Below are 20271 nucleotides of genomic sequence, written 5' to 3'. Positions count from 1 at the left end.
TCGGCAAGCCGGCCGGCGGCGGCCCGTAGGAGGTCGTGCCCGTGCGCCCCACCGCTCCAGTGCTCCTCAGCGCCACTCTGCTCATCGCCGCGACCGGCCTGACGGCCTGCAGCAGCGGCTCCGGAGACTCCCCGGACACCGTCAGGATCTCCTTCAAGCAGTCGACCGACAACCAGATACGCGTCATGGACAAGTACCTGGCGTCGATGAAGAAGCAGTTCGAGAAGGACCATCCGGGCAAGAAGGTGAAGCTGGTGCCGATCAAGGCGCCGGACTCCGAGTACTACACCAAGCTCCAGCAGATGCTGCGCTCCCCGAGGACGGCACCCGACCTGGTCTACGAGGACACGTTCCTCATCAACTCGGACATCACCAGCGGCTATCTCAAGCCCCTCGACCCGTATCTCGCCAAGTGGCCCGACTGGAACCAGTTCATCGACACGGCGAAGAACGCGGCCAGGGCCCAGGACGGGAAGACGTACGGCGTCCCGGACGGCACGGACACCCGCGGACTCTGGTACGACAAGGGTATCTTCGCGAAGGCCGGCATCAAGACGCCCTGGCAGCCGAAGAGTTGGGACGAGGTCCTCGACACGGCCCGCACGATCAAGAAGAAGGTCCCCTCCGTCACCCCGCTCAACGTCTACACGGGCAAGCCGGGCGGCGAGCAGTCGGCGATGCAGGGCTTCGAGATGCTCCTGTACGGGACGGGGTCGGGCACCGCGGACCCGCTGTACGACAGTTCGTCCAAGAAGTGGATCACCGCGGGCAAGCCGTTCAAGGACGCGCTGAACTTCGTGAAGACGGTCTACGGCGAGAAGCTCGGCCCCGACGTCTCCGACGCCCTCGACCCGAACTTCGGCACCCGGGTCCGCGGCGAACTGCTCCCCAAGAGCAAGCTGGCGATCAACCTCGACGGCTCCTGGCTCCCGCAGGACTGGCTGAAGGGCAGCGGCCACGAGTGGCCCGAGTGGTCACAGAAGCTCGGCCTCGCGCACATGCCGACGCAGAACGGCCAGGCGCCGGGCAAGGTCAGCATGTCGGGCGGCTGGACCTGGTCGATCCCGTCCAAGGCGTCCAACCCCGATCTGGCCTTCGAGTTCATCAAGACGATGCAGACCAAGGCCAACGCCCAGAAGTGGTACATCGCCAACTCGGGCATCGCGGTCCGCAAGGACGTCGCGGCCGACCCTGCGTACGTGCAGGCGCAGCCCGGCATCAAGTTCTTCACGGACCTGGTGGCGTCGACCCACTACCGGCCCGCGTACCCCGCGTACCCGAAGGTCTCCACGGCGATCCAGGAGGCGATGGAGTCGGTCACGACAGGTGACAGCTCGGTCGAGAAGGCGGCGAGCACGTACGACGAGCAGCTGAAGACGGCGGCGGACGGCAAGGTGATCACCAAGTGAAGGCGGGGCGGGGCGGTGTACGCCGCCCCCTGACACGCGCCCTGCCCCTGGCCCCTTCCCTGGTCCTGCTGCTGCTCTTCCTGGCCGGCCCGATCGCGTACTGCGCGTACATCGCCTTCACGGACCTGCAGTTGACGGGTCAGGCCCACTCCTCCTTCGTGGGCTTCGACAACTTCACGGCCGCGTTCAAGGACGACGCGTTCCTGAACGCGGTCTGGCTGACGCTCGTCTTCACGGTCCTGTCCTCGCTCATCGGCCAGAACACGCTGGGTCTCGCCCTGGCCGCGCTCATGCAGCGCGCGTCGAAGACGGTCCGCACGGTCACGGGCGCGGTCGTGGTCTGCGCGTGGGTGCTGCCGGAGGTCGTCGCCGGCTTCCTCCTCTACGCGTTCTTCCGCCGCGAGGGCACGCTGAACGCGATCCTGGACTGGCTCCATCTCCCCACCCAGAACTGGCTGTTCACGCTGCCGATCCTCGCGGTGTCCTTCGCGAACGTGTGGCGTGGGACGGCGTTCTCCATGCTGGTCTACTCGGCGGCGCTCGGCGAGATACCCAAGGAGATCACCGAGGCCGCGGAGATGGACGGCGCGGGCGGCTGGCGCCGCATGTGGCACATCACGCTCCCGATGATCCGCCGCTCCATCGGCACGAACCTCATGCTGAACACCCTGCAGACGCTGTCCGTCTTCGGCCTGATCTGGGTGATGACGCGGGGCGGCCCCGGAAACCGCAGCCAGACCCTGCCCCTGTTCATGTACGAGCAGGCCTTCCAGAAGAGCATGATCGGCTACGGCACGGCGGTCGCCCTGCTCCTCCTGGTCGTCGGCTCGCTGTTCTCGCTGGTCTATATGCGCCTGCTGCGCTCGGAGGCCTGAGTGTCCTCACCCCGCACCGTCCGCCACCGCCTCGCGGCCGACGCCGGACTCCTGATCGTCGCCGCGGCGTTCGTCCTGCCGCTGGCGTGGGTGATCCTCTCCGCGCTCGACCCGCACGCGGACCTCCAGGTGAAGATCCCCGACGGGGTCACCCTGGACAACTTCGACGCGGTCCTCACCCCCGACATCACCTTCACGCCGCTCCTCAACAGCCTTCTGCTGTGCGGCGGCGCGACCCTGCTGACGGTGGCGAGCGCGGCGCTCGCGGCGTACCCGCTGTCCCGCTACCGCTCCCGCTTCAACAACCCGTTCCTGGCGACGGTCCTGTTCGCGACGTGCCTGCCCATCACGGCCATCATGGTCCCGGTCTACGCGCTCTTCGTGCAGGTCAACCTGATCGACACCATGCAGGGCACGATCTTCTTCTTCGCGGCGTCCCAACTCCCGTTCGCCATCTGGCTGATGAAGAACTTCATGGACGGCGTCCCGAAGGAACTGGAGGAAGCGGCCTGGACCGACGGAGCGTCCTCGTTCCAGTCCCTGATCCGCATCGTGCTCCCCCTGATGGGCCCGGGAGTGGCGGTGGTCACGGTCTTCTCGTTCGTCATGATGTGGGGCAACTTCTTCGTCCCCTTCATGCTCCTGCTCACCCCCGAACAAATGCCGGCCTCGGTCAGCATCAACGACTTCTTCGGCAACCGGGGCACCGTGGTCTACGGCCAGCTCGCGGCCTTCTCGATCATCTACTCGACGCCGGTGATCCTGCTGTACGTCCTGGTGGCCCGGCGCTTCGGCGGGGGGTTCGCGCTGGGGGGTGCGGTCAAGGGCTGAACGGCCGCACCCTCGCGCACAGCATTGATCAGCCGGCGGACCGGCCGCTGGTTCAGCCGATCGGCACCGGCATCCTCACCACGTCGTACGCCAGGTCGATCGTGTCGCCCGTGGCCGGGTCGTTCAGTTCCACGCGCCAGTGGGCGGCGAACTGGTCGACGCCCTCGGCCATCGGGATGGTGCCCGAGATCAGGACCGTGCCGGGCACCAGGTCACCGCGCTCGCGCAGGACGTCGGCCCAGTAGGCGGGCGTGAGCAGCTCGGCCAGGGTGCCGTCCTGGATGAGGGTCTCCCGGCCGTCGTGGGTCACCCAGGCACGCAGGGTCAGGTCGTCCAGGTGCTCCTGCACGTCGGCGAGGCGCCAGGCGCGGCGGGCGAGGACGTCGGGGCTCGCGTTCTTGCTCCACGCCACGCCGTGTACCTCCAGCTCACGGTCGGTGTGGTCGCAGGCGGCCGTCAGGAGCAGGTCGCCGCCCCGGTCGACCACCAGCGCCCACTCGGCCTCGCCCGAGGTGCGTCCGTGCTGGACGCGGACCTCGTCGGTGTGCTGGGCGAGGTAGGGGGAAACCGGGTAGAGCGCGGGGGTCACGGAGGGCGCGGGCACCCCGAGCTCGGCGAGTTCCGCGACGTGGGCGGCGACGTCGTCCTGGCTGCGCCCGGCGTAGCCGGCGTTGAGCACCTGCACCACATCGACCTCGCGGGTGGTGCCGTCGGGCAGTTCGAAGGTCAGCAGCGCCATGGGGGTTTTCTCCACATCGTTCGCGTATCGGCGAGGTTACTTTTGCGCGGAAGGCTTGCGCATACGATCTGTATACAAGAAGTATGCCGGAAGGTCGACAGCTAACCTCACCCAAGGACCTCAGGGACGGACGTCGTGAACCACACCAGCACGAGCACGGAAAAGACCCCGCTCGGCGGGTCCGCGGTCCGCCGCGCCTTCTTCGCCAGCCTGACCGGAACCGCACTGGAGTGGTACGACTTCGCCATCTACTCCGTCGCGGCGGCGCTGGTCTTCGGCGATGTCTTCTTCCCCTCGAAGGACCCCGCCACCGGCACCCTGCTGGCGTTCTCCACGTACGCCGTCGGCTATGTGTCGCGCCCGCTCGGCGGTTTCGTCTTCGGCCGCCTCGGCGACAAGCTCGGCCGCAAGAAGGTCCTGATCGCGACCCTCGTCCTGATCGGGGCCGCGACCCTCGCGATCGGCCTGCTTCCGTCCTACGCCACGATCGGCGTGGCCGCGCCGCTCACCCTCGTGATACTCCGCTTCGCCCAGGGCGTCGGCGTCGGCGGCGAGTGGGGCGGCGCGGTGCTGCTGTCCAGCGAGTTCGGCGATCCGCGCCGGCGCGGCTTCTACGCCTCGGCCGCGCAGATCGGCCCGCCGGTCGGCAACCTGCTCGCCAACGGTGTACTCGCCGCCCTCGGTGCGCTCCTGACGGAGGCTCAGTTCACGTCCTGGGGCTGGCGCGTGGCGTTCCTGCTCTCCGGTGTGCTCGTCCTCTTCGGCCTGTGGATCCGCGCGAAGCTCGAGGAGACCCCGGTCTTCAAGGCGATGGAGGCCGAGCAGAAGCGGCCCGAGGCCCCGATCCGCGAGGTCTTCACGACGCACCCGCGCGCCCTGGCGGCCGCCATCCTCAGCCGCGTGGCCCCGGACGTCCTGTACGCGCTGTTCACCGTCTTCGTCCTGACCTACGCGACCGGCGAGCTCGGCATGTCCCGCGGCTCCGCCCTGGCCGCCGTCCTCATCGGCTCCTCCCTCCAGGTCTTCCTGATCCCGCTGGCCGGCGCCCTTTCCGACCGCGTCAACCGCCGTGTCCTGTACGGGGTCTCGGCCGCGGCCGCCGGAGTGTGGCCGTTCCTGTTCTTCCCGATGATCGGCGGCGGGAGCTGGCCGCTGCTCGCCCTCGGCATCGTGGTGGCCCTGGTCTTCCACTCCGCGATGTACGGGCCGCAGGCGGCCTTCATCGCCGAGCAGTTCTCGCCGCGCCTGCGCTACACCGGCTCCTCGCTCGCGTACACGCTGGCCGGTGTCATCGGCGGCGCCGTCGCGCCCCTGCTGTTCACGGCGCTGCTCGACGCGTACGACTCGTGGATCCCGCTGGCGCTCTACGTCGCGGGCACCGCGATCGTCACCATCGCCGGACTGTGCCTCGGCCGCGACGGCGACCGCGGCGACGAGGAGCTGCTGAGCGGCGAGCCGGTCCGCTCCCCCGCCGCGTCCGCGGCGTCCTGACCCACCGGATCACGCATTCCCGAGCCCCACACCAGGAGGAACGTCTCATGCGTATCGCGCTGAGCCAGATCACCACCGGCCCCCGCCCCGAGGAGAACCTCGCGCTCCTGCGCGAACAGGCCGCTCTCGCGGCGGACGCGGGCGCCCGCGTCGTCGTCTTCCCGGAGGCCGCGATGGCCTGCTTCGGGACCCCGCTGGCGCCGCTGGCCGAACCGCTCGACGGCCCCTGGGCCACGGCGGTCCGCCAGATCGCCAAGGAGAGCGGGCTCGTCGTGGTCGCGGGCATGTTCACCCCCGCCCCGGACGGAAAGGTGGCCAACACCCTGCTCGCCACCGGCCCCGGCGTCGAGGCGGCGTACGACAAGATCCACCTCTACGACGCCTTCGGCTTCGCCGAGTCCGACACGGTGGCGCCCGGGTCCGAGGTCGTCACCTTCGAGGTCGACGGCACCCGCTTCGGGCTCGCGACCTGCTACGACGTCCGCTTCCCCGAGCTGTTCAGGGCGCACGCCGACGCGGGCGCGGTCGTGTCCGTACTGCCCGCCTCGTGGGGCGCGGGTCCCGGCAAGCGTGAGCAGTGGGAGCTGCTCATCCGCGCCCGCGCGCTCGACGCCACGCTCTGGCTCGCCGCCGTGGACCAGGCGGACCCGGCGGCGTCCGGCGTCCCCGCCGCGTCGAACGCCCCCACCGGCATCGGCCACAGCGCCGTCGTCGGCCCCGACGGAACCGTACGCAAGCACCTCGAAGAGGGCCCGGGGCTGCTCATCGCGGACCTGGACCTCGACGAGGTCGCCTCGGTCCGCCGCTCCATCCCGGTACTGGCCAACCGCAGGAGCCTGTGACGGGCCGGCGGGCCACCGGCACGCCCTAACCCGCGAGCAGCACCTTGAGCGTCGACTCCAGGTGACTGTCGATCGCGGTGCACGCGGCCTGCCGGTCGCCGGCGGCGATCGCGTCGAGGATCGCCTCGTGCTCGTGGAGCACGGACTCCTGCCGGCCGTGCTGGTTGAACAGCGCCACCACCCCGGCCCGGATCTGGCGGCTGCGGAGCCCGTCGTAGTGGCGGTCGAGCAGGGCGTTGCCCGCGGCCGCCACGATCGTCGCGTGGAAGAGGTGATCCACCGCGATGAACTCCTTGGCGTGCTCGGCCCCGCTGAGCGTGCGCTGGCGTCCGAGCAGTGCGGTCAGCTCGGACAGCGGGGCCTTGCCCTCGGCGATGACCCGCTCCGCCGAGTACCGCTCGACGATGCCGCGCAGCTCCATCAGCTCGGTGATCTCCCGCCCCGACAGCGGCACGACCTGAGCCCCGCGCTTGGGGACCAGCCGCACGAGGTCCTCGGCGGCGAGCAGCAGGAGCGCCTCGCGGATCGGGGTGCGGGAGACGCCGATACGGTCGGCGAGCTCCTGCTCGGAGAGGAACTCCCCCTGTCTGTCCGGGTCGGCGAGCACGTTCTCCTTGAGAAACGCGTAGGCCTTGTCCCGTCCCGACGTCACGACTGCCCCCAGGGTTGCATACAAGGAGTATACGGAACTGGTTACCGGGAGTCCCGTCCCCGTAGGTTCCTACGACAAGTAACGCGGTGCGAACAGACCGTAGCCACCGGCCCCACCCGCCCCTACCGTGTGCCCGTGCACCCAAGCGACTCCGCCCCGCCGTTCAACGCTCCGGCCGCCCGACGCCTCCGCGAGGCCCTGGGCATGGCGCCCGGGCACGTCGCCTACGGCATGCGGGCCTCGTACGGCCAGCATCACGTCACGCCCGACACGATCATCTCCTGGGAGCGCGGTCTCACCTCTCCGACGGCGGCGGAACTCACCGCTCTCGCGGGCGCCTTGTGGTGCTCGCCGGGGGATCTCATAGGCGCGGCGCGGACGCTGCGCGAGCACCGGATGGCCCGCGGCATGGCGCCGGAGGACGTGGCGCGCACGGTGGGGGTGGAGATCCACTCGTATCTGCGGATGGAGGAGACCGGCGAGTGGCGCGGCAACGAGCGCCAGTCCGCCACCCTCGCCGACGTGCTCGGTCTGACGCCGCCCGACTTCGCGACCGTCACCGGCCGCAATGACCAGCTGGCGGATCTCCTGCGCAGCGCGGTGACCACGCGCTGGCAGGCCTACACGCGCCCGGTCGCCAGGCTCGTCCCCGTGGACAAGGGCCGGCTGGAGGAAACGCTCCAGGAGATGCAGCTCGAGTACCAGGCGCTGATGGCCGCGACGCTCAGCTGGGGCGGAGGTACGGGACGCGAGTCGGGCGAGGCCGGGCGGGAGTTCCTCGACGGGATCCTCGACGAGTTCTGGTCGAGGATGCACACGTCATAGGCCAGGGCCGGACCGTGGAGCTCTGGAACCAGGGACGGACCGTGGAGCTCTAGAACACCGATTCCGCCTCGTCCATGCGGTCCTTCGGCACCGTCTTCAGCTCGGCGACGGCCTCGGCGAGCGGGACCATCTCGATCTCCGTGCCGCGCAGCGCCGTCATGCGGCCGGAGACGCCCCGGTGCGCGGCCTCCACCGCGTGCCAGCCGAAGCGCGTGGCGAGGACCCTGTCGTACGCGGTCGGGGTGCCGCCGCGCTGGACATGGCCGAGAATGACCGGCTTCGCCTCCTTGCCGAGGCGCCGCTCCAGCTCGAACGCGAGGGCCGTGCCGATGCCCTGGAAGCGCTCGTGGCCGAACCGGTCGATCGCGCCGGTCTGGTAGTCCATCGTGCCCTCGGCGGGGTGCGCGCCCTCGGCCACGCAGATGACGGCGAACTTCTTGCCGCGCGCGAAGCGTTCCTCGACCATCTTGACCAGGTCGGCGGGGTCGAAGGGCCGCTCGGGCAGGCAGATGCCGTGCGCGCCGCCCGCCATGCCGGACTCCAGGGCGATCCAGCCGGCGTGCCGGCCCATCACCTCGACGACCATGACGCGCTGGTGGGACTCTGCGGTGGTCTTCAGCCGGTCCATGGCCTCCGTGGCGACGCCGACGGCGGTGTCGAAGCCGAAGGTGCGGTCCGTGGCGGAGATGTCGTTGTCGATGGTCTTCGGGACGCCGACCACGGGCAGGCCCGCGTCGGCGAGCATGCGGGCCGCGGTCAGCGTGCCCTCGCCGCCGATGGGGATGAGGACGTCGAAGCCGATCTCGGTGGCGAGTTCCTTGGCGTTCTCGCAGGCGGCGCGGAAGCGGTCGCGCTCGAGCCGGGAGGAGCCGAGGATGGTGCCGCCACGGGCGAGGATCCCGCTCACGGCGTTCAGGTCGAGGGTGCGGTAGCGGCCGTCGAGCAGTCCCGCGTAGCCGTCCTCGAAGCCGATCACCTCGTCGCCGTGGTGCGTCACGGCGCGGTGCACGACCGACCGGATCACTGCGTTCAGGCCAGGACAGTCGCCGCCGGCGGTGAGAACTCCGATACGCATCGTGCGTGTCTCCTGCTCGCTGTTGAGACTTGTGAGCCGTTCCGATTCTTTCACGGCCGTGAGGGCGATGCGGGTCACCGTCGGGCGCGGGGGCCCGTGCGGCTTGTCTTCCAGGGCCTTCCGACCCCCGGACCAGGGCCTTTGTCCGGCGGGCGACCTAGCCACCCCCGGAGGTATTGTCAAGGGGGCACGGCTACGACTTTCATCAGGGGCCGGTTCAGCGGCCGAATCACCGCGGCAGAGGCCCCTTCTCTGCGGCACGTCCAGCGAAAGGGAGAGCACGCGTGACGCGCAGCGTGTACGTGACCGGGATCGACCGGGGTGACGGCCGGCAGGTCGTGGAGCTGGGAGTCATGGAGCTCCTGACCCGGCAGGTCGACCGGGTGGGCGTCTTCCGCCCGCTCGTCCACGACGGTCCCGACCGGCTCTTCGATCTGCTGCGGGCGCGCTACCGCCTCTCCCAGGACCCGGCGACGGTCTACGGCCTCGACTACCACGAGGCGTCGGCCGTGCAGGCCGAGCAGGGCACCGACGAACTGGTCTCGCGCCTCGTGGACCGCTTCCACCAGGTCGCCCGCGACTACGAGGTCGTCCTCGTCCTCGGCACGGACTTCGCCGACACACAGCTCCCCGACGAGCTGGCGGTCAACGCCCGCCTCGCGAACGAGTTCGGGGCGTCCGTCATCCCCGTGGTGGGCGGCCGCAAGCAGACCCCGGAGTCCGTGCACGCCGAGACCCGCAACGCGTACCGCGCGTACGAGGTCCTCGGCTGCGACGTGCTCGCGATGGTCGTGAACCGGGTGGCGGCGCAGGACCGCGAGGCGATACACGACAGCCTGACGGCCCATCTCCCGGTGCCCACCTACGTACTGCCGGACGAGCCCGCGCTGTCCGCGCCGACGGTCTCGCAGATCGCGCAGGCGCTCGGCGGCCAGGTGCTGCTCGGCGACGACGCGGGCCTCGCGCGCGACGCGCTCGACTTCGTGTTCGGCGGCGCGATGCTGCCGACATTCATCAAGGCGCTGACGCCGGGCTGTCTCGTCGTGACGCCCGGGGACCGCGCCGACCTCGTGGTGGGTTCGCTCGCCGCGCACAGCGCCGGCACCCCGCCGATAGCGGGTGTCCTGCTGACCCTCGACGAGCGGCCCGGCGAGGAGATCCTGACGCTCTCCGACCGCCTCGCGCCCGGCACGCCGGTGGTGGCGGTGCAGGGCGGCTCCTTCCCCACCGCGGGTGAACTGTTCTCCATGGAGGGCAAGTTGAACGCGGCGACGCCCCGCAAGGCGGAGACGGCGCTCGGCCTCTTCGAGCGGTGGGTCGACACGGCCGGCCTGCTGGAGCGGGTCTCGGCGCCGAGCAGCGACCGCGTCACCCCGATGATGTTCGAGCACAAGCTCCTGGAGCGGGCCCGCGCCGACAAGCGCCGCGTCGTGCTGCCCGAGGGCACCGAGGAGCGCGTCCTGCGCGCGGCGGACGTCCTGCTGCGCCGCGGGGTGTGCGACCTGACGCTGCTCGGCCCGGTGGAGCAGATCCGCAAGAAGGCCGCCGACCTGGGCGTCGACCTGGCCGACACACAGCTCATCGACCCTGACACGTCCGAACTGCGGGACCGGTTCGCCGCCCAGTACGCGCAGCTGCGCGCCCACAAGGGCGTCACCGTCGAGCTCGCCTACGACGTGGTGGCGGACGTCAACTACTTCGGGACGCTGATGGTGCAGGGCGGTCTGGCGGACGGCATGGTGTCGGGTTCCGTGCACTCGACGGCCGCGACGATCCGCCCCGCCTTCGAGATCATCAAGACGAAGCCGGACGCCGACATCGTGTCGTCCGTCTTCTTCATGTGCCTCGCCGACAAGGTCCTCGTGTACGGCGACTGCGCGGTGAACCCGGACCCGGACGCGCAGCAGCTCGCCGACATCGCCGTCCAGGCGGCCGCCACCGCCGAGCAGTTCGGCGTGGACCCGCGGATCGCGATGCTGTCGTACTCGACGGGCACGTCGGGTTCGGGCGCGGACGTCGACAAGGTGCGCCGGGCCACGGAACTGGTCCGCGAGCGGCGCACCGATCTGAAGATCGAGGGCCCCATCCAGTACGACGCGGCCGTCGAGCCGTCGGTGGCGGCGACCAAGCTGCCCGGCTCGCAGGTCGCGGGCCAGGCCAGCGTGCTGATCTTCCCCGACCTGAACACCGGCAACAACACGTACAAGGCCGTTCAGCGTTCGGCACGCGCCATCGCCGTCGGCCCGGTCCTGCAGGGGCTGCGCAAGCCGGTCAACGACCTGTCGCGCGGCGCGCTCGTGCAGGACATCGTCAACACGGTCGCCATCACGGCGATCCAGGCCCAGACGCCGGCCTCCTGACCCCTACGAAGAGGTAAGCACCTGTGACCGCCACGCCCAGCCGAGTCCTCGTCCTCAACTCCGGTTCCTCGTCGCTGAAGTACCAGCTGCTCGACATGGACAGCGGGGCCCGGCTCGCCGTGGGCCTTGTCGAGCGCATCGGCGAGGAGACCTCCCGCCTCAAGCACACGCCGCTGACCGGGGACGGCGGCGAGGCGCGCGAGGTGAACGGCCCGATCGCCGACCACGACGCGGCCCTGAAGGCGGTCGCCGCGGAGCTGGCCCGCGACGGGATGGGCCTGGACTCCCCCGAACTCGCCGCGATCGGCCACCGTGTGGTGCACGGCGGCATGTTCTTCACCGAGCCGACCGTCATCGACGACGCGGTCCTCGCGGAGATCGAGCGGCTGATCCCGGTGGCACCGCTGCACAACCCGGCCAACCTCACGGGCATCCGCACCGCGATGGCGCTGCGCCCCGACCTGCCGCAGGTCGCCGTCTTCGACACGGCGTTCCACACGACGATGCCGGAGTCGGCGGCGCGCTACGCGATCGACGTGAAGACCGCCGACGAACACCGCATCCGCCGCTACGGCTTCCACGGCACCTCGCACGCGTACGTGTCCCTCAAGGCGGCCGAGCTCCTGGGCAAGGCCCCCGAGGAGGTCAACGTCATCGTCCTGCACCTGGGCAACGGCGCCTCGGCCTCGGCGGTGCGCGGCGGCCTGTGCGTGGACACGTCCATGGGCCTGACGCCCTTGGAGGGCCTGGTGATGGGGACGCGTTCGGGCGATGTGGACCCGGCCGTCATCTTCCATTTGATGCGGGTGGGCAACATGTCCGCCGACGAGATCGACGTTCTGCTCAACAAGAAGAGCGGTCTGGTCGGTCTCTGCGGCGACAACGACATGCGGGAGATCCGCCGCCGTATCGACGCGGGCGACGACGAGGCGCGGCTCGCCTTCGACATCTACGTCCACCGTCTGAAGAAGTACATCGGCGCGTACTACGCGGTGCTCGGCCGGGTGGATGCGGTGGTGTTCACGGCGGGGGTCGGCGAGAACGCGGCACCGGTGCGCGAAGCTGCCGTGGCGGGCCTGGAGGAGCTGGGTCTCGCGGTCGACGGCGAGCTCAATTCCGTGCGTTCCGACGAACCGCGGCTGATCTCGCCGGAGTACGCGCGGGTGGCTGTCGCAGTCGTCCCGACCGACGAGGAACTGGAGATCGCGCGGCAGACCTACGCCCTCGTGCACGACTGAGCGACCCGCAACGACTGAGCGCACCACCGCCCATTTGTAGATTCCACCAGACGGAATATTCCGTAGCGAAACAAACCGATAGGATCGCCCCCATGCGCCGTTCCAAAATCGTCTGCACGCTGGGCCCCGCCGTCGACTCCGAAGAGCAGCTCGTTGCGCTGATCGAAGCCGGCATGAATGTGGCCCGCTTCAACTTCAGCCATGGCACGCACGCCGAGCACCAGGGGCGGTACGACCGCGTCCGGGCCGCTGCGGAGCGCACCGGCCGCGCCGTGGGCGTCCTCGCGGACCTCCAGGGCCCCAAGATCCGTCTCGAGACCTTCGCCGAAGGCCCCGTCGAGCTGGTGCGCGGTGACGAGTTCACCATCACCACCGACGACGTCCCGGGCGACAAGTCGATCTGCGGCACGACCTACAAGGGTCTGCCCGGCGATGTCTCCAAGGGCGACCAGATCCTCATCAACGACGGCAACGTCGAGCTGCGCGTCATCGAGGTCGACGGGCCGCGCGTGAAGTCGATCGTCGTCGAGGGCGGTGTCATCTCCGACCACAAGGGCATCAACCTGCCCGGCGCGGCCGTGAACGTGCCCGCGCTGTCCGAGAAGGACGTCGACGACCTGCGCTTCGCCCTGCGGATGGGCTGCGACATGGTCGCCCTCTCCTTCGTGCGCGACGCCGACGACGTCCAGGACGTCCACAAGGTGATGGACGAGGAGGGCCGCCGCGTCCCCGTCATCGCCAAGGTGGAGAAGCCGCAGGCGGTCGACAACATGGAGGGCGTCGTCGCGGCGTTCGACGCCGTGATGGTGGCCCGCGGCGACCTTGCCGTCGAGTACCCGCTCGAGAAGGTCCCGATGGTGCAGAAGCGCCTCGTGGAGATGTGCCGCCGCAACGCCAAGCCGGTGATCGTCGCGACCCAGATGATGGAGTCGATGATCACCAACTCCCGCCCGACGCGCGCCGAGGCGTCCGACGTCGCCAACGCGATCCTGGACGGCGCGGACGCGGTCATGCTGTCCGCCGAGTCCTCCGTGGGCGCCTATCCGATCGAGACCGTGAAGACGATGTCGAAGATCGTCGTCGCGGCCGAGGGGGAGCTCCTGTCGAAGGGTCTCCAGCCGCTCGTGCCCGGCAAGAAGCCGCGCACGCAGGGCGGTTCGGTCGCCCGCGCGGCCTGCGAGATCGCCGACTTCCTGGGCGCCAAGGGCCTCGTGGCCTTCACCCAGTCCGGCGACACGGCCCGCCGCCTGTCCCGCTACCGCGCGGCCCAGCCGATCCTGGCCTTCACCACGGACGAGGGCACCCGCAACCAGCTCACGCTGAGCTGGGGCGTCGAGTCGCACATCGTGCCGTACGTCGACAACACCGACGCGATGGTCGACCTGGTCGACGCCGAGATGGTGAAGCTGAACCGCTTCAACGACGGCGACACCGTCATCATCACGGCCGGTTCGCCCCCCGGCGTCCCCGGCACCACCAACATGGTCCGGGTGCACCACCTGGGCGGCGGAGAGCGCGACTGACGCCTCGCCAGGCTCATCAGCCCCGTACGACACACTGAGGGCGCCACCTGAATCAGGTGGCGCCCTCAGTGGTGTGCGGCTCCCGGACGGGTCCGTGGATGCGCGGGTCGGCAGGCTCGGCCGGCTCAGCCGGTGAGGTACTGGTGGAGACCCGGCACGTGCAGGTCGCCGCCGAACTGACCGGCCTGCTTGACCTTCACGTTCGTGAAGTAGATCAGGGGGATGTTCAGCGGCGGCGGGTGCTCGGCGTCGAACGTGATCGGGATCAGCCCCAGGAGGTTGCCCGAGATCGACTCCGTGTACATGGTGGTCTTCCCACCACGGATGGTGGACGTGGTGCCCTTGCCGGCCTGGACGTGGTACGTCTTGCCGCCCGGGCCGTCGACCGTCTGGTGCAGGTCACCGATGTCGGTGCCGTTCGAGATGACGTACTTCAGGACCTTCTTGATCGTGCCGTTGGGCGTGCGCACGTTCACGACGCCCTGGTAGTCCGCGCCCTTGAGAGTCAGCGAACTGGCCTCAAGATGCCACGAGTCGTTCGGGACCTGAGCGGGGGTCTGCTCGTTGTCCCCCTCGGCGTCCGTGGCGACCGGGCAGTTGTCCGGCACACCGGTCTCGCCCGACGACGGCGTGGGGACCACCTTGGTGGCCTTGTCCGCGGTGTCGCCGACGGCCTTGCCGGCCTTGTCCACCGTGTCCTTGACCGCGTCCCCGGCCTTGTCCGCCGTGTCCTTGACGGGCTCGGTGACCTTGTCGACGGTGTCCTTGACGGTGCCGCCCACATCGGTGGACTTGGACGCCGAGGGGGTCGGGGTCGCCGACTCCTTCTGATCCGGCGTCAGCAGGTCCTTGAGCGCGTCGCCGACACCCAGCGGGTCGAGCGGGTTCTTGGTCTCGGAGGGCGTCGGGGTCGGCGTGGCCGTCTTGCTGCCGGCCGTGCTGTCACCCGAGGGCGTGTCCGCCGACTTGGACGCGGAGGGCGACGGGGTGGGCTCGGCCTTGTCGCCCGGGTCCGCCTTGTCGTCCGACGTGTCCTTGCTCGCGGACGCGGAGGGCGACGGGGTGGGCGAGGCGGACTCGTCCCCCTTGTCGTCGGCCGCGTCCTTGCCGTCCTCCGACGCCTTGATCGCGTCGGCGCACGCCTTGTAGTCGTCCGCCGAGAACTTGGTGGGGTTGTCCTTGGCCTGCGCGAGCGTGGGGGTCAGCCCCATGCCCATGAGCACGGCCGTGGGCATCGCCGCAATGGCAATCGCTTTGCCCGCGGGCATGTGCAGCCTGGTGAACAGCGGCTTTCTGGGGGCTGCATGCCGCGGCCCGGTTCTCTCACGGAACTCTTCGGCAGAGTTCTCGTGGTGCACCTCGTCAGCCGGCACGGTGCCTCCCGTTCGTCCCGTCGTTACCGTTCGGGCTCGTTCCTGACAGATCGTCCGACGCACTGCCGAAGGCATCGAAGGCTGCAGTCTCGCCCTTCAGGGCATCCGCGTCGTCCGCGGCCTTCCCGCCGCCCGCCTCCTGCTTCGCGGCCCGTGCGGGCCCCCAGGAGATGCCGAGAGCGCCGCCGAGCAGCGCCAGCAGGAAGCCGATGACAAAGCCACCGAAGTTGGAGACCACCAAGGAGACCAGGGCGAGCAGGATCGCAGCGACACCCGCGAAGATGCGGGACATCGGCTGGAACCAGAGCGTCAGGCCGAGCACCACAAGCAGGACGCCGATGATCAGTGAACCGGCGCCGGCGGTCGTCGACATCCGGATGGTCATCGAGCCGAGCGTGAGATTCGCGTACGGGAAGTACATGATCGGAATGCCGCCCAGCAGCGTCAGCAGACCACCCCAGAATGGGCGCTGACCGCGCCACCCTCGGAACGATCGGCGCGTCTGGCCGAGCCTGTCGCCCAGCCCTGCTTGCGCTTCGGCGCTCATGTCGTACAGCTCCTCGGGAATGGCGTTGTTCTGTGGTGATGGTGCGTGTCGGATACGGGCACGGGGACGTCCCGGAGCTTCCCGCTCGTCCCCGCGCCCGGCCGTTCAGCGCTGTGAGTGAGCTAGACCCTGGGGCCTAGTAGCACTCGTGTGCGCCCTTCTGCACCTGCATGTGCAGGCCGGAGAGCTTGAAGGTGCCGGCCGTGGTCGCCCACGCGCGCTGCTTGACATCTTCGAAGTGCACCGAGTCGGCCTGCTGCGAGAACGAGTCCGGGACGTACTTGTCGCCCTTGGACGGACCCGGACCCTTGGTGGTCGAGTCGATACCGACGCCGATGTCGATGTTCTTGAACGTGGCGTTGGTCGACAGGTCGTCGGCGTCGATGTACAGCTTCTTCGCCTCGACGCGGGGGCCGCCCGCACCGCCCGCGCTGAGCTTCATCGACACGTCACCGAAGACCGGCACCGGCACGACGACCGACTGGCACAGGTTGGTGATCTTCGCCTCGTTGAGGCCGACGACGGCAACCGGGTGCGCACCCGACTTACCGCTGTCGAGCGCCCCGTACTGGACGAATCCCGTACCGTCGAGCGAGTCGGCCGTCACCTTGAACGACTGACCCGAAACACTGAACGATGCCGCAAGCGCACCCTGCGAGAGGGCGACGCCTATCGCGGCAGTCGCCGCGACGCTCGGCACCATGACTACGGCGAACCGCTTCCATCTGGTTCCGCCACGAGCCACGGACTCCATGACTTTCCTCCTTCTCGGACGTACATCTCCGGCCCTGACTGCACCCCTTGGGGCGCTCAGCCGGGCAGGGATGGGAGAAGTGCTACGTCCTCGGGAAGGAGAGCGCCCGTATCGGGGGCGCGCAATGGCACCCGAATCACCGGCGATCACCCCCGAGCGACAACCACTGGTCGCACCTGACAGTCACGCGCAACCTGCTGGACAGGCCCTGCCGGAAAGCAGAGACCCCCCTGCCCAAGGCCGGCGGCACTGCTACCGGCCTGCTCGGTGGGGACCCTGAAACCCCGCGACCCGATTGGCTGTCGGACTGCGGGATGAGGACCGAGCGTCGCCGATCGTGGTGCATTCTCGGCCCAGGCACAAGGGGGTTCGTTACTGGCTAGTAACGGACGGATAACCGAACAACGACCCGACGGTGTCAGCCGACAACACAGGGTGGTGTCAAGCGAGTTACCAAAGCAGAGAAAGAAGGGGCGTAACCGGACAGAAGGCGGCCCCTGACTTACTCCAAGTAACAGCGGCCGCCTTTACCAAGTTTTGGTAAAGCGCGACCGCTGTGCACCCGTGGCGACAGAACTTTCACCTGGGCACCACATCGCCCGGCGTTTAGGAACTGGTCAGAAACGGCTCAGAAGAGAACCCGGGCCAGAGCCGCACGGCCCGTAGTCACACGCGGATCGTCGGAGCCGACGACCTCGAAGAGTTCGAGCAGCCGCACGCGCGCGGCGTCCCGGTCCTCGCCCGCCGTGACCTTCACCGTGTCGACAAGTCGGCCGAACGCGTCCGCGACATGGCCTCCGACCAGGTCGAGGTCGGCCGCCGCGATCTGCGCCGCCACGTCGGAGGGCCGGTCCGCGGCGTCCTGACGGACCTTCTGCGGATCGAGATCCTGCACCCGCAGGAGCAACTCGGCCTGCCCCAGGCCCAGCTTGGCCTCGGTGTTGCCGGGGTCGTCGCTCAGCACGTTCTTGTACGCCTGAACGGCTCCGGCGAGGTCGCCGGCGTCAAGAGCCTGGACGGCGGCTTCGAGCAAGGCGTCGTGAGGACCGGCCGGAGCCTCCACGACCGGTGCAGATCCCTCCGCATCGGCGTCGACCGTGATGCCGGTCAGGCCGAAGCGCTCCTCGGCCACCTGGATCAACTGGTCGAGCGTCCCGCGGATCTGCTCGACCGGCGCGGCTCCCTGGAAGAGCGGCAGCGCCTGTCCGGCCACCACCGCGAAGACCGCCGGGATCCCCTGGACCCCGAACTGCTGCATCAGCATCTGATTGGCGTCGACATCGATCTTGGCGAGCACGAACCGGCCGTTGTACTCGGCCGCGAGGCCCTCGAGCAGCGGGCTCAGCTGCTTGCACGGCTCGCACCACTCGGCCCAGAAGTCGATGACGACGGGTACCTCGGCGGAGCGCTGGAGGACGTCGCGCTCGAAACCGGCCTCATCGACGTCGATGACGAGGCTCGACGGGGAGACGGCACCGCCGCCGCCCTGCCGCGCGGACTCGGCACGCGCCTGCTCCGCCTTCGCCTTGGCCTCCTGGGCCGCCTTCACCGCGGCGAGGTCGACGACTCCGCTCATGGACATGTTCCGTGGCTGCATGAGTACATCCTCCCCCTTCCGCGGCGCGTTGTGGGCCGGGACCACCCGTCACGGCCTCCCGCCGGGCTGCGGGCGCCGTCGAGGTCGTGGTCACGGACTCGGTCTGCGGCCCCGAGAAGGGCCGTTCTGCGGCCCGGAGGGGCCTGTGCGGAGCCGGGTCCCCACCCGGCTCCTCGTGGTTGTCGCAAGGCTCGACGAGCTTTCGCTACGGCCCGTAGCGTAACTCTCGCGCGGGCGGCGTGGGGAGGGGGTCCCGGCGATCTTCGCTGTGGTCTGCCTCACGGCGCTATCCCTACCGGCCGGTATGGTCCTTTTCATGCAGAGCCGCATTCCCCCGCCCCTCCCGAGAACGGGCCGCCCGCGAAGTGCCGCCGCCGACGCGGCGATCCTCGAGGCGACCCGTGCGGCACTGGTGGACCTCGGCTGGTCCAAACTCTCCATGGGGGACGTGGCGACGCGCGCGGGCGTCGCCAAGACGACGCTCTACCGGCGCTGGGCGAGCAAGAACGAGCTCGTCGTGGACGCAGTGGCGGTCCTCTTCGACGAGCTCGAACTCCCGGACAACGGCAGCCTCGCCGCCGACATCGGGGGTGTGGTCCTCCAGTTCGCGGCACTCCTGAACCGTCCGGAGACCAAGACGGCACTGATGGCCGTGGTCGCCGAGTCGACGCGCGACGAACCGCTGCGCGAGCGCATCCGCACCTCGATCGTGGACCGGCAGAAACGCCTGGTCCTGGAGGGCCGCGCCCGCGCCCACGCGCGCGGCGAACTCCCCCTCGAAGCCGACCCGGCCGCCGCGGCCCGCACCGCCGACCTCATCTTCGACGTGGTCGCGGGAGCCGTGGTGCACCGCACGCTGGTGAGCGCGGAGCCGGTGGACGAGGAGTGGGTCGACCGGTTCACCACGCTGCTCCTGGGCGGACTCGCCTCCGTACAGGCGTAGCCCGCCCGGGTTCCGTCACTTCTTCCAGGCGCAACTGCCCAGCGTGGCACCCTTCTCGGCGACCAGGCGGGCAGCCTCGTCCGCGGACAGGACGCGGGTGTGCGAGCCCCGGCAGACGACCGTGCGGTCCCCGTGTCCGGCGAGGTCCACGAGGATCTGGTCCCAGTGGCGGTACTGCACGTCGTGCGCGGAGTCGGCGTACGTGCGGACCGTGACATGGTCCGGGGAGAACTGTCGGCGCCAGGTCGCGAGCGTGGCCGGCGGGACCGTGGTGTCCTTGTCGCCGCCGTACAGGTACACGGGGGCCGACAGCTTCGACAGGTCGGGGCCCGGCCGCTCGCAGTACAGCTTCTGCTCGTGGACCTGAGGCGCCGGATCGGCCTGCTGGCCGCGCTGGTTGTAGGTGCGGGCGCCGTCCTCGTACGCCGTGTCGGCGAAGCCCGGGATGGACTTGACTGGGCTGTCGTCGGGGAACGCCCACCACTTGCGCGGGTCGGTGATGGAGTCCTTCAGGGCCGCGGCGAGCGCGTCGTCGGACATCGAGCAGTACGCGGGCTTGTCGCCGTACGGGGGCAGGGCGGCGGCCAGGTGCAGGGCCGAGACGCGGCCGGGCGCCCGGGCTGCGAGTTCGGCGGCGTAGGGGCCGCCTCCGGAGATCGCGACGATCCTGAACCTCCCGACGCCGAGGCGGTCGAGCACGTCGAGGGCGTCCCGTGCGAAGTCGGCCTTGCCGAGGGCGGGGTCGTACGCGGTGTCGCCGAAACCGTTGCGCTCGACCGAGATCAGCCGCAGGCCCAGGTCCGCGCGCGTGGTGCGGAAGAAGTCGGTCATGTGGACGGCCCGCGCGCTGGTCCCGGTGCCGCCTATGTAGAGGACCGGGACGCCGTCGCGCGGGCCCGAGTCGGTGTAGTGGGCCGTACGCCCGGAGGGCAGCTTCGCGGCGCGTACGTCGGGGCCGAGCGGGTCGAAGGTGTTCTGCACCTTCGGCTCGGCCGGCGGACTCGCGCTCACCGCCCCGGATCCGCCGAGGACCATCCCGCCGAGCAGGGCCAGGGCGGCACAGCCGACGGTGGTGGTGGTGCGGTTGAGTCCGGACAGGCGCACGGGAACTCCAGGGGCAGGCGACGATCGACGTGCCCGCGCCTACCCCGGCCCGTGCCGGGTGACACCTGTCAGCCTCCAGGTGCCACCGGCGCG

Annotated in this window: 18 protein-coding genes; 10 read left to right on the top strand and 8 right to left on the bottom strand. The window is 69.8% G+C overall.

The window, feature by feature from the left end; all coding sequences use genetic code 11:
* The first annotated feature begins 41 nt into the window (after positions 1-41).
* The 3 genes from ACZ67T_RS39770 to ACZ67T_RS39760 are packed head-to-tail and all read left to right on the top strand — an operon-like array spanning position 42 to position 3115.
* The gene (locus ACZ67T_RS39770; RefSeq protein WP_469991053.1) at positions 42-1409 is read left to right on the top strand and encodes an extracellular solute-binding protein; all 1368 of its coding nucleotides are present in this window, start codon (positions 42-44) and stop codon (positions 1407-1409) included.
* Entirely contained in the window at positions 1406-2284 is an 879-nt protein-coding gene (locus ACZ67T_RS39765; RefSeq protein ID WP_469991052.1) for a carbohydrate ABC transporter permease, read from the top strand. Before ACZ67T_RS39770 ends, ACZ67T_RS39765 begins: the two co-directional genes overlap by 4 nt.
* Entirely contained in the window at positions 2285-3115 is an 831-nt protein-coding gene (locus ACZ67T_RS39760; RefSeq protein WP_469991050.1) for a carbohydrate ABC transporter permease, read from the top strand. It begins immediately after the preceding gene.
* A 52-nt stretch (positions 3116-3167) separates the two neighbouring features.
* On the opposite strand, the gene ACZ67T_RS39755 is transcribed toward ACZ67T_RS39760, so the two are convergent.
* On the bottom strand, positions 3168-3854 hold the full coding sequence (locus ACZ67T_RS39755) for a DUF2848 domain-containing protein (RefSeq protein WP_469991048.1): 687 nt from the start codon (positions 3852-3854) through the stop codon (positions 3168-3170).
* A 135-nt stretch (positions 3855-3989) separates the two neighbouring features.
* Between ACZ67T_RS39755 and ACZ67T_RS39750 the strand changes: the two genes are divergently transcribed.
* Positions 3990-5345 carry an MFS transporter gene (locus ACZ67T_RS39750; protein ID WP_469991046.1) on the top strand — a complete coding sequence of 452 codons (1356 nt, stop codon included), beginning with the start codon at positions 3990-3992 and terminating at the stop codon, positions 5343-5345.
* Between the two features lie 47 nt (positions 5346-5392).
* On the top strand, positions 5393-6187 hold the full coding sequence (locus tag ACZ67T_RS39745) for a carbon-nitrogen hydrolase family protein (protein ID WP_469991045.1): 795 nt from the start codon (positions 5393-5395) through the stop codon (positions 6185-6187).
* 25 nt (positions 6188-6212) lie between these two features.
* Here ACZ67T_RS39745 and ACZ67T_RS39740 read toward each other — a convergent pair whose 3' ends face one another.
* Positions 6213-6839: a GntR family transcriptional regulator gene (locus tag ACZ67T_RS39740; protein ID WP_469991043.1), complete on the bottom strand. Its 627-nt coding sequence runs from the start codon at positions 6837-6839 to the stop codon at positions 6213-6215.
* 129 nt (positions 6840-6968) lie between these two features.
* On the opposite strand from ACZ67T_RS39740, the gene ACZ67T_RS39735 reads away from it, so the two are divergent.
* On the top strand, positions 6969-7664 hold the full coding sequence (locus ACZ67T_RS39735) for a helix-turn-helix domain-containing protein (protein ID WP_469991041.1): 696 nt from the start codon (positions 6969-6971) through the stop codon (positions 7662-7664).
* A 49-nt stretch (positions 7665-7713) separates the two neighbouring features.
* Here the strand turns inward: ACZ67T_RS39735 and ACZ67T_RS39730 are convergent, their stop codons facing one another.
* On the bottom strand, positions 7714-8739 hold the full coding sequence (locus tag ACZ67T_RS39730; RefSeq protein ID WP_100595810.1) for an ATP-dependent 6-phosphofructokinase: 1026 nt from the start codon (positions 8737-8739) through the stop codon (positions 7714-7716).
* Between the two features lie 284 nt (positions 8740-9023).
* Between ACZ67T_RS39730 and pta the strand changes: the two genes are divergently transcribed.
* From pta to pyk, 3 genes are all read left to right on the top strand, one after another.
* Positions 9024-11099 carry a phosphate acetyltransferase gene (gene pta, locus ACZ67T_RS39725; RefSeq protein WP_469991039.1) on the top strand — a complete coding sequence of 692 codons (2076 nt, stop codon included), beginning with the start codon at positions 9024-9026 and terminating at the stop codon, positions 11097-11099.
* A gap of 23 nt (positions 11100-11122) precedes the next feature.
* Positions 11123-12337 (top strand): acetate kinase, encoded by a 1215-nt coding sequence (locus ACZ67T_RS39720; RefSeq protein WP_469991038.1) that lies wholly within the window; start codon positions 11123-11125, stop codon positions 12335-12337.
* A 92-nt stretch (positions 12338-12429) separates the two neighbouring features.
* Positions 12430-13860 carry a pyruvate kinase gene (pyk, locus tag ACZ67T_RS39715; protein ID WP_469991036.1) on the top strand — a complete coding sequence of 477 codons (1431 nt, stop codon included), beginning with the start codon at positions 12430-12432 and terminating at the stop codon, positions 13858-13860.
* A 125-nt stretch (positions 13861-13985) separates the two neighbouring features.
* Here the strand turns inward: pyk and ACZ67T_RS39710 are convergent, their stop codons facing one another.
* From ACZ67T_RS39710 to ACZ67T_RS39695, 4 genes are all read right to left on the bottom strand, one after another.
* Positions 13986-15233 (bottom strand): hypothetical protein, encoded by a 1248-nt coding sequence (locus tag ACZ67T_RS39710; protein WP_469991034.1) that lies wholly within the window; start codon positions 15231-15233, stop codon positions 13986-13988.
* Entirely contained in the window at positions 15223-15780 is a 558-nt protein-coding gene (locus ACZ67T_RS39705) for a DUF6114 domain-containing protein (protein WP_469991032.1), read from the bottom strand. The genes ACZ67T_RS39710 and ACZ67T_RS39705 overlap by 11 nt, the downstream gene beginning before the upstream one ends.
* Before the next feature lie 136 nt (positions 15781-15916).
* Positions 15917-16534 carry a DUF6230 family protein gene (locus ACZ67T_RS39700; RefSeq protein ID WP_116509787.1) on the bottom strand — a complete coding sequence of 206 codons (618 nt, stop codon included), beginning with the start codon at positions 16532-16534 and terminating at the stop codon, positions 15917-15919.
* 628 nt (positions 16535-17162) lie between these two features.
* Positions 17163-18131: a tetratricopeptide repeat protein gene (locus ACZ67T_RS39695; RefSeq protein WP_469991030.1), complete on the bottom strand. Its 969-nt coding sequence runs from the start codon at positions 18129-18131 to the stop codon at positions 17163-17165.
* A gap of 316 nt (positions 18132-18447) precedes the next feature.
* Here ACZ67T_RS39695 and ACZ67T_RS39690 point away from each other — a divergent pair, with 316 nt between their 5' ends.
* A complete protein-coding gene (locus ACZ67T_RS39690) occupies positions 18448-19074 on the top strand; it encodes a TetR/AcrR family transcriptional regulator (protein WP_469991028.1) in 627 nt (208 codons plus the stop codon).
* 15 nt (positions 19075-19089) lie between these two features.
* On the opposite strand, the gene ACZ67T_RS39685 is transcribed toward ACZ67T_RS39690, so the two are convergent.
* Positions 19090-20178: an alpha/beta fold hydrolase gene (locus ACZ67T_RS39685; protein ID WP_469991026.1), complete on the bottom strand. Its 1089-nt coding sequence runs from the start codon at positions 20176-20178 to the stop codon at positions 19090-19092.
* Between the last annotated feature and the right edge of the window lie 93 nt (positions 20179-20271).

The sequence above is a fragment of the Streptomyces sp. NPDC107517 genome (assembly GCF_055582645.1).
This window is presented reverse-complemented; position numbering and strand designations above follow the sequence as displayed.

Excerpts from the sequence above, each read along its gene's own strand:
- pyk (WP_469991036.1), top strand. The coding sequence starts at position 12,430 with ATGCGCCGTTCCAAAATCGTCTGCACGCTGGGCCCCGCCGTCGACTCC.
- ACZ67T_RS39690 (WP_469991028.1), top strand. The coding sequence starts at position 18,448 with ATGCAGAGCCGCATTCCCCCGCCCCTCCCGAGAACGGGCCGCCCGCGA.
- ACZ67T_RS39730 (WP_100595810.1), bottom strand. The coding sequence starts at position 8,739 with ATGCGTATCGGAGTTCTCACCGCCGGCGGCGACTGTCCTGGCCTGAAC.
- ACZ67T_RS39705 (WP_469991032.1), bottom strand. The coding sequence starts at position 15,780 with ATGAGCGCCGAAGCGCAAGCAGGGCTGGGCGACAGGCTCGGCCAGACG.
- ACZ67T_RS39755 (WP_469991048.1), bottom strand. The coding sequence starts at position 3,854 with ATGGCGCTGCTGACCTTCGAACTGCCCGACGGCACCACCCGCGAGGTC.
- ACZ67T_RS39695 (WP_469991030.1), bottom strand. The coding sequence starts at position 18,131 with ATGCAGCCACGGAACATGTCCATGAGCGGAGTCGTCGACCTCGCCGCG.
- ACZ67T_RS39700 (WP_116509787.1), bottom strand. The coding sequence starts at position 16,534 with ATGGAGTCCGTGGCTCGTGGCGGAACCAGATGGAAGCGGTTCGCCGTA.
- ACZ67T_RS39745 (WP_469991045.1), top strand. The coding sequence starts at position 5,393 with ATGCGTATCGCGCTGAGCCAGATCACCACCGGCCCCCGCCCCGAGGAG.